General features: G+C 69.1%; 15 protein-coding genes and 1 pseudogene. 9 read left to right on the top strand and 7 right to left on the bottom strand.

Translation table 11 applies throughout. From position 1 onward, the window contains the following. Positions 1–9: 9 nt before the first annotated feature. From ACFXC1_RS05730 to ACFXC1_RS05720, 3 genes are read right to left on the bottom strand one after another with little or no spacing between them, the layout of a single operon-like run. Complete coding sequence (locus tag ACFXC1_RS05730; protein WP_381239166.1) at positions 10–228, bottom strand: CDGSH iron-sulfur domain-containing protein; 219 nt, start codon at positions 226–228, stop codon at positions 10–12. Beyond that, on the bottom strand, positions 212–862 hold the full coding sequence (locus ACFXC1_RS05725; RefSeq protein ID WP_381239163.1) for a HemK2/MTQ2 family protein methyltransferase: 651 nt from the start codon (positions 860–862) through the stop codon (positions 212–214). The genes ACFXC1_RS05730 and ACFXC1_RS05725 overlap by 17 nt, the downstream gene beginning before the upstream one ends. Further along, complete coding sequence (locus ACFXC1_RS05720; protein ID WP_381239161.1) at positions 859–1,911, bottom strand: iron-containing redox enzyme family protein; 1,053 nt, start codon at positions 1,909–1,911, stop codon at positions 859–861. The genes ACFXC1_RS05725 and ACFXC1_RS05720 overlap by 4 nt, the downstream gene beginning before the upstream one ends. Before the next feature lie 333 nt (positions 1,912–2,244). Here ACFXC1_RS05720 and ACFXC1_RS05715 point away from each other — a divergent pair, with 333 nt between their 5' ends. From ACFXC1_RS05715 to ACFXC1_RS05695, 5 genes are all read left to right on the top strand, one after another. Continuing rightward, positions 2,245–2,523, top strand: a complete 279-nt coding sequence (locus tag ACFXC1_RS05715; protein WP_381239159.1) for a GlsB/YeaQ/YmgE family stress response membrane protein — start codon at positions 2,245–2,247, stop codon at positions 2,521–2,523. A 356-nt stretch (positions 2,524–2,879) separates the two neighbouring features. Continuing rightward, a complete protein-coding gene (locus tag ACFXC1_RS05710) occupies positions 2,880–3,353 on the top strand; it encodes a hemerythrin domain-containing protein (RefSeq protein ID WP_381239157.1) in 474 nt (157 codons plus the stop codon). 149 nt (positions 3,354–3,502) lie between these two features. After that, positions 3,503–4,672, top strand: coding sequence for a transaldolase (gene tal, locus ACFXC1_RS05705; protein WP_381239154.1), 1,170 nt, complete (start codon positions 3,503–3,505; stop codon positions 4,670–4,672). A 353-nt stretch (positions 4,673–5,025) separates the two neighbouring features. Further along, entirely contained in the window at positions 5,026–5,820 is a 795-nt protein-coding gene (locus ACFXC1_RS05700; RefSeq protein WP_381239151.1) for an RNA polymerase sigma factor SigF, read from the top strand. Between the two features lie 87 nt (positions 5,821–5,907). Then, positions 5,908–6,894 (top strand): YihY/virulence factor BrkB family protein, encoded by a 987-nt coding sequence (locus tag ACFXC1_RS05695; RefSeq protein WP_381239148.1) that lies wholly within the window; start codon positions 5,908–5,910, stop codon positions 6,892–6,894. 70 nt (positions 6,895–6,964) lie between these two features. Here the strand turns inward: ACFXC1_RS05695 and ACFXC1_RS05690 are convergent, their stop codons facing one another. Then, the gene (locus ACFXC1_RS05690; protein ID WP_381239145.1) at positions 6,965–7,309 is read right to left on the bottom strand and encodes a DUF6479 family protein; all 345 of its coding nucleotides are present in this window, start codon (positions 7,307–7,309) and stop codon (positions 6,965–6,967) included. 222 nt (positions 7,310–7,531) lie between these two features. Here ACFXC1_RS05690 and ACFXC1_RS05685 point away from each other — a divergent pair, with 222 nt between their 5' ends. The 3 genes from ACFXC1_RS05685 to ACFXC1_RS05675 all read left to right on the top strand — a co-directional run bounded on the left by ACFXC1_RS05685 (position 7,532) and on the right by ACFXC1_RS05675 (position 8,851). Beyond that, the gene (locus ACFXC1_RS05685; protein WP_381239142.1) at positions 7,532–8,230 is read left to right on the top strand and encodes a GAF and ANTAR domain-containing protein; all 699 of its coding nucleotides are present in this window, start codon (positions 7,532–7,534) and stop codon (positions 8,228–8,230) included. Positions 8,231–8,438: 208 nt separating this feature from the next. Then, positions 8,439–8,609 carry a hydrophobic protein gene (locus tag ACFXC1_RS05680; protein ID WP_381239139.1) on the top strand — a complete coding sequence of 57 codons (171 nt, stop codon included), beginning with the start codon at positions 8,439–8,441 and terminating at the stop codon, positions 8,607–8,609. Positions 8,610–8,674: 65 nt separating this feature from the next. Next, a complete protein-coding gene (locus ACFXC1_RS05675) occupies positions 8,675–8,851 on the top strand; it encodes a hypothetical protein (protein WP_381239136.1) in 177 nt (58 codons plus the stop codon). A gap of 285 nt (positions 8,852–9,136) precedes the next feature. On the opposite strand, the pseudogene ACFXC1_RS05670 reads toward ACFXC1_RS05675, so the two are convergent. Beyond that, positions 9,137–9,506 (bottom strand): annotated as a pseudogene (locus ACFXC1_RS05670) (PRC-barrel domain containing protein). 294 nt (positions 9,507–9,800) lie between these two features. Between ACFXC1_RS05670 and ACFXC1_RS05665 the strand changes: the two are divergent. After that, on the top strand, positions 9,801–10,331 hold the full coding sequence (locus tag ACFXC1_RS05665; protein WP_381239133.1) for a hypothetical protein: 531 nt from the start codon (positions 9,801–9,803) through the stop codon (positions 10,329–10,331). Positions 10,332–10,341: 10 nt separating this feature from the next. On the opposite strand, the gene ACFXC1_RS05660 is transcribed toward ACFXC1_RS05665, so the two are convergent. Next, positions 10,342–12,141, bottom strand: coding sequence for a sensor histidine kinase (locus ACFXC1_RS05660; RefSeq protein ID WP_381239130.1), 1,800 nt, complete (start codon positions 12,139–12,141; stop codon positions 10,342–10,344). Further along, on the bottom strand, positions 12,131–12,868 hold the full coding sequence (locus tag ACFXC1_RS05655; RefSeq protein WP_381239127.1) for a response regulator transcription factor: 738 nt from the start codon (positions 12,866–12,868) through the stop codon (positions 12,131–12,133). Before ACFXC1_RS05655 ends, ACFXC1_RS05660 begins: the two co-directional genes overlap by 11 nt. Positions 12,869–13,161: the final 293 nt, after the last annotated feature.

Below are 13,161 nucleotides of genomic sequence, written 5' to 3'. Positions count from 1 at the left end.
CCCGGCTGATCAGGATTTGTGCGGAACGGGCGGCTCGGACCGGCGGTGACTGGTGTCGCACCACGGATAGGTGCGGCTGCGTCGGCAGGTGCACAGGGCGACACAGAACCGGTCGGACGACACGGTGGTGCCGTCCTCCAGCGTGACGTCCACCGGCCCTTCGACCAGCAGTGGCCCCGCGCGCCGGGCCACTATGCGGCAACGTCGCTTCTCAGAGTCGTACGGCACGAATGATCACCAGCTCTTCCTTCTCGGCATCGTCCTCGATCAGGCTGCGGTCCCGCAGCCAGCCGCTTCGGGACCGCAGGACGGGGCCGAAGGAAACGTGGTGGTGTTCCACGACTCGGGCGTCCAGGCCCGCCGCCCGCAACCGGCGGAGCGTCTCTTCCGGGTCGCTCAGCGACGACTGGACCACGAGCAGCACTCCGCCGGGCTTCAGGAGTCCGGGGGCGTCCTGGCAGATCCGGTCCAGTACGAGTCGGCCGTCATGTCCCGCGTCCCAGGCCCGCGCCGCACCCCGCCGAGGGCACGCGGCAGTCGGGGCCGGCACGTACGGCGGGTTGGAGAGGATGAGGTCGAAGGACCTCCCCGTGACGGGAGACAGCAGGTCGCCGCGTCTGACCCGGATCGCGAGACGCGCCAGCAGCGCGTTGACCTTGGCGTTGAGAGCGGCTCGCCAGGAGATGTCGATCGCCGTGACGCGGGCGCCGAGGCGTGCCGCGGCCATGGCGACGGCGCCTGTTCCCGTGCCCACGTCGAGGACTTCGGCGTGCGGGGGAAGGTTTTCGTCGCGCAGGAACCGGATGAGCAGTCCGGTGTCGTCCTGCGGTGTGTAGACACCGGGCAGCGTGACCGTGGTCATGGGGTGTCCCCTCCCGTTCTCGCGGATGCCGCAGAACCTGTTCGTGGTCGGAACGGCCGTCGGACCGGCATCCGCAGCGACGACTCCCCCGCTTCCCACGTGCCGAGGAGGTGCTCGGCGAGGCGGTCTTCGAGATACACGGTGGCGTCCACGCCGAAGGCGACATCCCCGTCGAGGTACGGCTCCTCTTCGAGCAGCCCCGCTACGACCTCCCGTCGGACGACCTGCTCGTGCACCGCGTCCGCCTCGACGTGCTCGTCGTAGAAGTGCTCGGCGGCCGGTCCGGCGCCGGTGCGCCGCATGGCCGCGGCCAGACGCCGTGAACCCGGGGACGAGGTGATCTCGACCGTGGCGAAATGACCGACCAAGGCGCCACGCAGGGCGCGGTGCAGGCCGAAGAGGGACATCAGGTTCACGGTGGCAAGGGCCTCGGGGCCGACCGCGTCGAGGTAGTGGCCGTAGGCGGTGTCCAGTTCGAGGTCGGCCATGAGGTCGGCGAACAGACGGGCGTGCACGCGATCCGCGCGGCCCCCGCCGAACTCGTCGAACTCCACGGCCGCCATGCCCGCCTTCGCCCGGCCCCACAGTCGGGGCAGCACCCAGGCGTGCGGGTCGGCCTCTTTGAGGTGGTAGAGCGAGCGCTGGGCGGCGTACTCGCGTATCTGCCACAGCTCTCCCTCGTCCCGCAGGAAGTGGCTGACGCCCGAGCCGTCGGCGGGTTCGACGAGGAGTTGGTCCAGTGCCTCGCCGGCGAGCTTGTGCACGGTCGCCGCGTCGCGGAGAACCTGGAGAAACGGCTGTTCCAGGTCTGCCCGGACCCTGAGCAGGTCGGGATCCCACTCGCGGTCGGCGTCGACGCCGGCGAATCCCCGGTAGTGCAGCTCGTAGCAGAGGTACAGGGCGAGCTGGAGATCGTCTCCGAGCGGGGCGGCGGCGGAAATCTCCCGGCTGTTCGGCAGTGGTCCCGTACTCCGCAGGTATTCGATGATCGCCGACGAGATCGGACCACGAGCGGAGGGCAGGGCCGGTTCCGGCGATGTGACGTTCATGCACTCCGGGTACCCGTGATCCAGAAGCTCTCACGTGAGGCGTTCGCCGTGTGCCTGATCGTCTCGCGGGTTCGGCCGGGTGGATCTCGGCGCGGCCGACCCGCGGCCACCGGAGGGCGTGCGCTTCCCGATGTGGGTCAAGCCGGCGCCACGCCGACGCGTCGCCTCGCGCAACCGGAACGAGTCGGTCCCCCGGGACGCGCTGCAGAGATCGGTGCCGGGACTTCAAGTGGCTTGCTCTGACTGCCGGTTGTGACGTTTGTTCCGGCCCGTTCGGCGCACACGAAGAGCTGACACAGCCTTTGTCCGAGGAAACGGAAGCGGAGACACATCATGGGAATCATCGCGTGGATCGTCATCGGCCTGCTCGCCGGCGCCATCGCCAAGATCCTGATGCCGGGCAAGGACCCCGGCGGCATCGTCGTCACCATGCTCATCGGCATCGCCGGCGGCCTGCTCGGCGGCTGGCTCGGCAAGGTGATCTTCGGCGTCGACTCCATCGACGGATTCTTCGACCTCTCCACGTGGATCGCCGCGATCGTGGGCTCCCTCGTCCTGCTCCTGCTCTACCGCGTCGTCACCGGCAACCGTCACTCGCACCGGCACGCCTGACCGAGCGAGGGCATGCGCCCGCACTGCCCGGACGGCTCCCTCCTGGTTCACAGGACGGGAGCCGTCGGCGTATACGACGGTGTGCGCCGGGCACCGATCGCCCGGGATTCCGTATCCGACGCGAGTAAGGGCCCGCCGCAGGCGTGAGGGCTCCCACTTCGGACGCTGCGTCCCACGGTGACGCGCCGGATACCGCGCCGCCTCGGATCCCTTCCAGGAGAAAGGTGCGCTTCAGGTGGGTCGGTCGCGCTGCCAGGGGTAGCCGGAGCGTGGGAGCCGAGCTTCGTTCGGTGTTCCTCCAACAGAAGCGCCCCCCGATCTGCGCAGGGCGTACGGGACAGGACGAAGGAGTGCCCATGGATGCGATCGTGCTGCTGAAGGACGACCACCAGACGGTCGAGAAGCTGTTCAAGGAGTTCGAGCAGGCCGGAGACCGTGCCTACAAGACCAAGCGGAAGATCGCCGACAAGGTGATCGAGGAGCTGACGGTCCACACCTGGATCGAGGAGAAGATCTTCTACCCCGCCGCGCGTGCCGCCGTGCCGGCCACCACCGACCACGTGCTGGAGAGCGTCGAGGAGCACCACGTCGTGCTGTGGATGCTGTCCGAGCTGGCCGGCCTGGACCCCGAGGACGAGCGCTTCGACGCCAAGATGACCGTTCTCATGGAGAACGTCCGGCACCACGTCGAGGAGGAGGAGAAGGAGTGGTTCCCCCAGGTCCGGTCCGCTCTCGGCCGCAACCGGCTGGGTGAACTGGGCGAACAGCTCAGCGCCGCCAAGACCGACGCGCCGCACGATCCTCTCCGGGTGCCCAGCGCGCACGAATGACCTGCGCGGGACCGCGACACGGACCCGAGCCCACCTCCCGCCCCGTCCGTCCGGTGGTACCGGCGCCACGAGGCGCCGGGCGCCGCCCACCTGGAATCCGGCCCGGGCCCCGCACAGTGGCCACCCCTCCCTCTGCTTGGAGATTCAGCATGTCCAGTTCCACCGCGTCCGACCCGCTCGCCGACCTGGCCGCCGCCGGGGTGTCGATCTGGCTCGACGACCTGTCCCGCGAGCTGCTGGCCGGCGGTGAGCTGGAGAAACTGATCGCCGACCGGCATGTCGTCGGGGTCACGACGAACCCCACGATCTTCGCCTCCGCGCTGTCCCGTGGAGATCGCTACACCGAGCAGCTCCGCAGCCTGGCCGCCGAAGGTACGAGCGTCGATGACGCCGTCTTCGCCCTCACCACCGACGACGTACGAGCCGCCTGCCGCGTCTTCGCACCGATACACGAGAAGACCGACGGCCTGGACGGGCGGGTGTCGATCGAGGTCGACCCCCGGCTGGCCAAGGATTCCGATGCCACCGTCGAGCAGGCGGTGAAACTGTGGGACGCCGTGCGGGAGCCGAATCTGTTCGTCAAGATCCCGGCCACCCGCGAGGGACTCACGGCCATCACCGAGGTCGTGGCGCTGGGGATCAGCGTCAACGTCACATTGATCTTCTCACTGGACCGCTACCGCGCGGTGATGGACGCCCATGCGGCAGGCCTGGAGCGGGCCCGACAGGCCGGCCGTGATCTGAGCGGCATCCACTCGGTCGCCTCGTTCTTCGTCTCCCGCGTGGACACCGAGGTGGACCGCCGCCTCGACGCCATCGGTACACCCGAGGCCCTCGCACTCAAGGGCAGGACCGCGGTCGCCAACGCCCGCCTGGCGTACGAGGCTTACGAGTCGGCGGCCACGGAGCCGCTCCGGCAGCGCCTGGCCGACGCCGGAGCCCGACCGCAGCGCCCGCTGTGGGCGTCCACCGGCGTCAAGGACCCGGCCTACCCCGACACGATGTACGTCAGCGAGCTGGCCATACCCGGCACCGTGAACACCATGCCCGGCAGCACGCTGGCCGCGTACGCCGACCACGGCGCACTCCCCCACGACGCACCGGCGGCCGACAAGCGCGCGGCGGCACTGGACCAGTTCGCGGCGCTGGAGCGCGTCGGCGTGGACTTCGCCGACGTCACCGACGCCCTGGAACGCGAGGGGTTGGCCAAGTTCGAAAAGAGCTGGGCCGAACTGAGCGCCACCGTCGGCCACGAGTTGGGTACCGTCCCCGCCGCACACGAGGGCACCGAGGCGGGCTCGCCGCCCGTCTCCCGCTAACAGCGGAACAGGCGCGGCGACTCCTGGGACACCTTGCAAGAAGGCGCACCGCATCACCGTGCTCGTCCCGCAGCGTCAGCGCGATGGGAACGCCGACCTCGGTCATCATCAGGGCGTGGATCAGGGCCGTTGATCGCGTACGGCTCGCCGCGGCTCCTCGGCACCGGCCTGCCGCAGGTCCGACCGGGGGTGTTTGCCGTGGAGCGAGGGGGGTATGTGGCCAGTAGTGCTTCGGACAAGCAGGCACGTCCGTGGGAGCGACGAACCGTCGCACCGGCGTGCCTGTCCTTATGGCGAGCGCGCTCCCCACGGTGATCGTCCGTCCCCCAGAGCAGGGGAAGCGGTGAGGCGCCATGCCGACCCGAATGAGCACGAAACACCATCCGCACGACGACGCCCCCGACACCGCCGAGTCCTTCCGGCAGCTCGTCCTGCTCGCCCCCGGCCCGCAGCACGACACCGTGCGGGACCAGATCGTGGTGGCGTGGCTGCCCATGGCCGACCGGCTCGCCAGACAGTTCCGCAACCGGGGCGAGAGCTCCGAGGATCTGCGTCAGGTCGCGGCCCTCGGCCTGGTCAAGGCCGTCGACCGCTACGACCCGGGGCGCGGCAACGCCTTCGAGAGCTATGCCGTGCCGACCATCACCGGCGAGATCAAGCGGCACTTCCGCGACTACATGTGGACCGTGCACGTGCCGCGCCGGGTGCAGGAACTCCGCAACCGGGTGCGCTTCGCGATCCAGGATCTGTCCCAGACCGTCCACGGCCGCCGCCCCACCAACGCCGAGATCGCCGTGAAGGCCGGCCTCAGCGAGGAGGACGTCCTGGTCGGGCTGGGCGCCCTGGAGAGCTTCACCTCCCTCTCCCTGGACGCGGAACTGGCAACCGGAGAGGGCGGCTACTCCCTCAGCGACACCCTCGGGGCGCCCGACCCGGCGCTCGACACCGTCGTGGACCGCGAGGCCGTCAAGCCCGGTATCCACGCACTTCCGGAGCGTGATCAGGCCATCCTCTACCTGCGCTTCTTCCGCGGCATGACCCAGGCCGCCATCGCCGAACGGCTCGGCATCTCACAGATGCACGTCTCCCGTCTGATCGCCCTCTGCTGCGACCGACTGCGCGACCAGGTGATGCACGACGCGGCCTGAGCCCCGCCCCGGGCGCCTCTGCCACCCTTCACGGGGCGAGGGCGTCTTCGACGCATGGTCCGGCCGAGCCGGGTAACCCCAAGGGGTATGGCACAGACACCGGGACCAGCAGAGCAGGTCGAGCGCCAGGTGCCGGACCGGCCCGGCAAACTGCCGAAACGGTCCTGGTGGGCGGTGCTCAAAGGCACCGTCAAGGAGTTCCAGAACGACGAACTCGCCGACCGGGCCGCCGCGTTGACGTACTACGGAGTTCTCTCGCTCTTCCCCGCGCTGCTGGTCCTGGTCTCACTGCTCGGCATCGCCGGCAAGTCGGTGACCCAGCAGGTCCTGGACAACATCGAGAAACTCGCGCCGAGTTCGGCCCGGAACATCATCGGCGACGCCGTACGACAACTCCAGACCACCGGCGGACTCGGCTCCGTCGTGGCCGTGGTCGGCATCGTCGTCGCTGTCTGGTCGGCCTCCGGCTACATCGCGGCGTTCATCCGCAGCGCCAACGTCGTCTACGACATGCCCGAGGGACGGCCCATGTGGAAGGTGCTGCCGATCCGGGTCGGCGTCACGGTGGTGCTGCTGGTCCTGGCGGTGATCAGCGCGCTGATCGTGGTGTTCACCGGCGGTCTGGCCCGCGCGGCCGGTTCGGCACTGGGCATCGGGCACGCCACTCTGATGGTGTGGTCGATCGCCAAGTGGCCGGGGCTGGTCGTCCTGGTCATGGCGATGATCGCGATCCTGTACTGGGCGGCGCCCAACGTGAAGGGCCGCGGCTTCCGCTGGGTCACCCCGGGCAGCGTGCTGGCCCTGCTGGTCTGGATGATCGCCTCCGCGGGCTTCGCGTTCTACGTGGCCCGCTTCGCCTCGTACAACAAGACCTACGGCACGCTCGCCGGCGTGATCGTCTTCCTGATCTGGCTGTGGATCAGCAACATCGCGGTCCTGCTCGGCCTCGAATTCGACGCGGAACTGTCCCGCCAGCGGGCCATCGCCGGAGGGCTCCCGACGGGCGAAGAGCCGTATCTCCCGCCCCGGGACACCCGCACCTGGAGCAAGGAGGACCACCGCCGGGCGGAGTGACACCGCTCATGACGGTGGCGGTGGCCCAGTGCGCGCATGACGCCCTCGCCGTCGCGGACGGAACCCGTGATCAGGCGGAACCCGAGCCCCAACGCCTGCGCTTCTGGTCCTCACTGCGCCTGCTGCCCGACATCCCGCCACCGGACAGCTGATGCGGGGTGAGCCGGTCACTCCCGTCCTTCGCGCGCGGCACCTCCTCCGGCTCGCGCATCTCCTGAATCTCGCCGGCCGGCCCGGACTCCGGCAGCCGGGGCTGCTCCTCCGGACGCGGCGGCGCCGACTCCCGCCGACGGGCCTTCATCCCCAGCCGCACGGCCCAGACCAGCCCGACGACGAGGACCAAGCCGACCACCACCGGAAAGACCCCGAGGGCCGCTCCACTCGACGCGGCCACATCCATGCTCAATGTGTTCATCACCGCCGGGTACCCCGGGGCGACCAGGAGAATCTCGCCCACCCGGCCTGCTCGATGCCTCGCCCGGCCGTACGGCGGGGCCTCGCGCTCCGCGCACTGGCGACCCCGGTGCCGAGCTGCGGCCGTACCTCCTGGGGCCGTGTATTTTGCGCCTTATGAGGTAACTGAAAGCACGCGACCCCGGACCCTCCGGGCGGCGCCCCGGCTGGAGAGCACTTGGCGATGGACTGGCAGGACTTTGCGCACCGGATGGCCTCGATGGCCCGCGATCTGCTGCGGGAGAAGTCGCACGACGCGATGCTCCAGCGGATCGTGTCGTCGACGGTGGAGATCGTCGAAGGCTGCGACTCGGCGGGCATCCTGGTCCGGGACGGGGACAAGGTGGAGACGCTTGCCTCGACGGACAGTCTCGCGGCGGAGTCCGACCGCCTTCAGGAACGACTCGGCGAGGGCCCCTGCTTCGACATCGCCGTCGCCCGCGAAGAGGGCTGTGCGCACGTGTTCCGCATCGGGAACCTCACCGAACTCCAGCGACGGTGGCCGCGCTACGCTCCCGCGGCACGCGAGTTGGGGGTCGGAAGCATGATGACCTTCCTGCTGTTCGCCGACGCCGAGGAGTTCGGCGCGCTGAACATGTACGCGCGCCGGCCCGGAGCCTTCACCGAGGACAGTGAGACCTCCGGACTGGTGCTGGCCTCCCACGCCGCTGTCGCGCTCTCCGGCGCGCGCACAGCCACACAGCTGCACAGCGCGCTCACCACCCGCCACGTCATCGGGGAGGCCATGGGCATCCTCATGGGGCGCTATCACCTCGACGAGGACAGGGCGTTCGCCGTACTCCGGGATCTCTCCCAGAAGCGCAACGTCAAGCTCCGGACGATCGCCCAGCAGGTGTGCGAAAGCGGCGGCATCGAGGACTGACCTCGCGATCGTCGGGGCGGCTCTCCCGGCACACGGTCCGGACCGGAAGAGCCTGACCATCACATTCCCCCGGGGGATGGGCAACGGCTGATGGCCGAGTGCCCACATATCCGCGACCTACCTGTCGCCGGAGCCTGCCGGGATCAACTGCCGTCACGACGTCTGACCGGATCGATTCAGGGCACTCGCCGGTCAGGAGGTACACGTCATGGTTCCCATCCTGTTGGTATTGCTCCTGGTGCTGATCCTCTTCGGCGCCGGTTTCGCGGTCCAGATTCTCTGGTGGATCGCTCTGGTCGTACTCGTTCTCTGGATCCTGGGATTCCTGGTGCGTGGCACGAGCGCGAGCGGAAATCGCGGACGTTGGTATCGGTGGTAAAGCAGTCAGCCCCGACACAAGCCGGATTCGGCTCGGAAAACCCTCACACAACACCAGGAGCACCTATGAGCGAGCGGAAGCACCCGAAGCCCACCCCTCCGTCCCAGGCTCCCGGAGAAGGCGGAGATCAGGAGGCCCGGGACGAGGCGGAGGAAGCGGTACGTCCCCCGACGCAGGAAGACGAGGAAAACAAGAATTCCGCATCGGAAAACACCGAGCAGCATTCCTCTGACAACGGCTGAAGGGATGAACCTTTTCCGACTTCTTTCGCGGGCTGGGCTGTTGGTCTGACAGAAGGATGAAGCCCCTGGTGGATGAGTTCTCGGCCAAGAGAACCGTCTCCACCAGAGGCTTCGCTGCCTGTCCACCCGTCCGCCGTCGACGTTTCGAGTTCTGCCCTCCGCTTCCTCTCGGCCCAGCCGGGAACACACCGGCGCGCTCTCGGCGCCGCGCAAGAGCCCCAAGAGCGGCATGGCCCCGGGACTCTGTGACGAGTCCCGGGGCCATGCCGCTCGGATTGCTTTCGGTCAGGCCTGCGGGCCACCGAACGGGGCGCCCCCAGTACCGTAATAGGTGCCCAGCTCGTCGCGGTAGCCCGGGTCGCCGAGGTGCTTCTCGCGGTCGAACTCCGGGGAGTCCTTGATCTGTTGCTTGGTGAGGCCGAGGAAGACCTTCTTCTCGTTCGGGTCGATGCTCACGACCGTACTCGCCGGCAGCATGACCTCCTTGCCGAAGATCCACACACCGGTGTCGACCACCAGGTAGGCGTCACCGACCTCGTCGGAGTGCTTGTCGACTTCCGATACTGCCGTCCGTCGCCTCGACCTTGTATCCAGTGAGGTCGGCGTCCGCAAGACGGCCCGCGGTCGACTTGTAACTCCACACATTCTCAGTCACGCGAAAACAACTCCTCCGGTAAACAGAGGACGACGGAGACTCCCGCCGATCCTCCTTTTTCCGTACGACGTACACAGCGGCCTCTTCGACCGCCAGAGGTGCGGGTGCCCGCCATCCGGGTACGCACACCTCGAATTCAAGCCGGAGTCCCGAAACCTCTCCGGCTCTTGCATGGGAAATTATTTCAGCGCAGGGGAACCATAAGTACGACGACGGTGAACCTGCCGGTCTCAGACCGTGTTTGAGATCTGCCGTACCCCGTTGCGGGAGTGGTCGTTGAGCATGCTGTGAGCGGTGCTGGGGCAGATGGCCGTCCAGGTCCCCAAGCAGCTCGGCGCGGGGCGGATTGTCGGCGCGGGCCGTGACCAGGCCCGGCTGGCGACCCTGCCGGGGATCGGCGCCGACGCGACCGTCGCCCTTACCGACTACGCCGAGGCCACCGCGGCGGCGCAGGCCGAGACGGCCGCCGAGGTCGACCTGGTCGTGGACCGGCTCTGGGGCAGGCCCGCCGGTGACGCGATCATGGCGCTGCTGCGGGCCCGCGCCGACCGGAGCAGCGCGCTGAGCTGGATCCAGATCGGCTCCATGGCCGGCCCGACCATCGAACTGCCCTCCGTGGCACTGCGTTCGGCGACCTTCCGGTTGCGGGGCAACGGCCAGGGCGCCGTGTCCACCAGGGCGTATCTGGCCGAACTGCCGTCCCTCATCGAGGAGATCGACGGCGGAGGCATCGCGGTCACCGCCAGGACGATGCCCCTGGCCGACGTCGGGACCGCGTGGACCGGGCCCGAGATACCGGGCGTACGCACCGTACTGATGCCCTGAACCGCCGTGGTCAGCCGGGCAGTTGGAGAGTGAAGACCGTCTCGGTTCCGGGGGAGCTGGTGACGCTGAGGCTGCCGCCGTGGGCCTCGGTGAACCGGCGGGCGATGGAGAGGCCGAGGCCGCTGCCGCCGGTGTGCCGGTTGCGGGACTTCTCGGCGCGCCAGAACCGGTCGAAGACATGCGGGAGGTCCTCCGGGCCGATGCCGGAACCGGTGTCGCTGACCTGGATCAGGACGGTGTTTCCGGTCCGGCGGGACCGCACGGTGACACTGCCGCCGGGGGGAGTGTGGCGTACGGCGTTGGAGACCAGGTTGCCGACGGCCTGACGCAGCCGCATGGGGTCCGCGTACAGCTCGGTGTCACCGTCGGTGCGGACGTCCAGGGTGATGCGCGCGCTCTGGGCCTGACCGCCGTGGGCGGTGGCGACGTGGTGCAGGAGGTCGCCCGCGTCCAGGAGCTCACGGTGCAGCTGGAGCGTGCCCGCCTCGGCCGCCGCCAGGTCCCGGAGGTCGTCGATGATGTGCTGGAGCAGCAGGGTCTCCTCCAGCAGCACCGAGGTCACGTCGTCGTCCGAGGTGAGCACACCGTCCTGGGTGGCTTCCAGCCAGCTGCGGATGGTGCTGAGCGGTGTCCGCAGTTCGTGGGCGATGTCGCTGACCATGGCCTTGCGCTGCGCTTCGGTGCGTTCCCGGTGCTCGGAGAGGTCGTTGAAGGCGGCGGTGAGGCGGCCGATCTCGTCGCCGGTGGTCACCGGGACGCGGAGCTGCGGGTGGCCCGGGTTCCGTACGGCGCTGGTGAGCGCGCGCAGCGGTCTGACCAGGCGGACACCTATCACCACGGTCACGGTCATGGTGAGCGCGAGGACGAGGGCGACGACCCCGATGATGCGGATGGTGTTGGCCTGCGACAGGTCGAAGCCCGGGACCGCCGATCCGGCCGGTTCACTGACGAACAGCTGTGCCGCCGGGGCGACGTAGGCGGCGAGCTGTTCGCGGCGGCTGGAGTTGACACAGTTCTGCGCGGCCGGGGTGTCGGCGTCGCCCGGCTTGTAGGAGAGCGTGAGGTCGAGTACCACGGCGGGCCGGCCCTGATGTGCCAGGCAGTTCTTGATCAGCTTGTTGAGGCTGTCGAGAGCCTTCAGCTCGCCCGGTGTCGTGAGTGCGAGCTGGAGCATGGATTCGCACTTGACCAGGACGCTGGCCTCCTTGGTGCCGTCGTAGGTCTCGATGCTGGGGTGACCGCTGCGCGAGACGGAGACCTTGGCGGGGAAGCCGATCTTGTGGATACAGTCCCTGAGCGTGTTCGCGCTCCTGAGGAGATCCTGGCGCTGTGCGGCCGAAAGCCGGAACGGGCCGAGAGCACGCGGGTCGATACGGTCGGCTCCGGCGTCGGGGAACAGCGCGGGGTCGACCTGGAGCGGGTCGATGACCGCGAACGCGTGGTCGGGCAGCGGCGACGTGCCGGGCGCGGAGTCCGCGATCGTCCGGCGGCCGTGGTCCTGGGCGGTGAGGGTGATACGCCGGTTGGTCCGGTCGGCGAGGTGACGGATCGTCCCGGCGACTCCGTCCCAGCTCGGGTGGACGGCGGCGTAGTCGGTGAGCAGCTTGTAGATGTCCGTGTCGTCGGAGAGGACCTGCCCCTGCTCCTGGCGGATCGCGCTGGTGGTGGTCCGTACCGCGAGCCAGGCGGTGGCGGTGATCGCGCAGAGGGCGACGAGAAGCGAGGAAGCCAGCAGCCTGACCAGCAGACTCCTGTGCAGCGGCACCCTGGTCTCGGGGGTCTCGGCGTGCACCGCGGGCTCAGTGCGCACGGTGGCTCTCGGGGCCGTCGGCCATCTTGTAGCCGACCCCGAAGACGGTCAGCAGGAGGACCGGCTGCTTCGGGTCGGCTTCGAGCTTCTTGCGCAGGTTCAGGATGTGCACGTCGATGGAGCGCTCGGTGATGAAGCGATCGAACCCGCGGGTCCGGGTCAGCAACTGCCGCCGGGTGAAGACCCGTTCGGGCTCGGCGGCCATGACCGCCAGGACCTCGAACTCCCCGGGGGTGCATTCCACCTGCCGCCCGCCGAGGTGCACGGTGTGCCGGACCGGATCCACCGAGAGAGCACCGGCCCGCAGGACCGGGTCGGGCGGCCGGCGGTCGTCCGGGCCGGTGGCGCCACCGCCGGTACGCCGGCTGCGCCTCAGCAGGGTGCGGATACGGGCCATCAGCTCACGGGGGCTGTAGGGCTTGGTCATGTAGTCGTCGGCGCCGAGGTCGAGGCCGAGCAGCAGGTCCTCCTCGGTGGCGCGGGCGGTCAGCATCAGCACCGGGAGGCCGGACGACTCCCCCCGCAGAATGCGGCAGACGTCCAGGCCGTCGACCACCGGCATCATCACGTCGAGGACGAGCAGATCGGGCGGTCGGCGGCGGGCCTCGTCGATCGCGGCACGTCCGTCGTGCACCACCAGGGCGGTGTGGCCCTCGCGTTCCAGATAGCGCCGGATCACCGTGGCCTGTCTGACGTCGTCCTCGGCCACCAGGACATGTGCGCACATGCTGCCGACCATAGGGCGGGGCGCTGTGATTCAGACAGGTTTTTGATGGCAGCCTGACAGAATCCTCATATCGCTCGGCCATGGTGGCCGCCATGCCGAACCTCAATGACCGGCGAGGCCTTGGTGCTGTGGCGGCAGACGTGTCCCGGGTCCGTCCGATAGCCGGTTCGTCCTCGATCGCCGGACGGCCCCTGCGCCCTGTCCAGGGAGAGAGGGGGGGGGGGCCCCAACACCCCACCCCCAGCAGCGGCCAACCCCCCCCCCGGGGTGAGACGAACCCCCCCCACACACTC

This window comes from Streptomyces hokutonensis (genome assembly GCF_042751305.1).
In the GTDB taxonomy this organism is placed as follows: Bacteria; Actinomycetota; Actinomycetes; order Streptomycetales; family Streptomycetaceae; genus Streptomyces; species Streptomyces hokutonensis_A.
The sequence above is the reverse complement of the archived record's forward strand: the minus strand, read 5'-3'. Positions and strand labels throughout refer to the sequence as shown.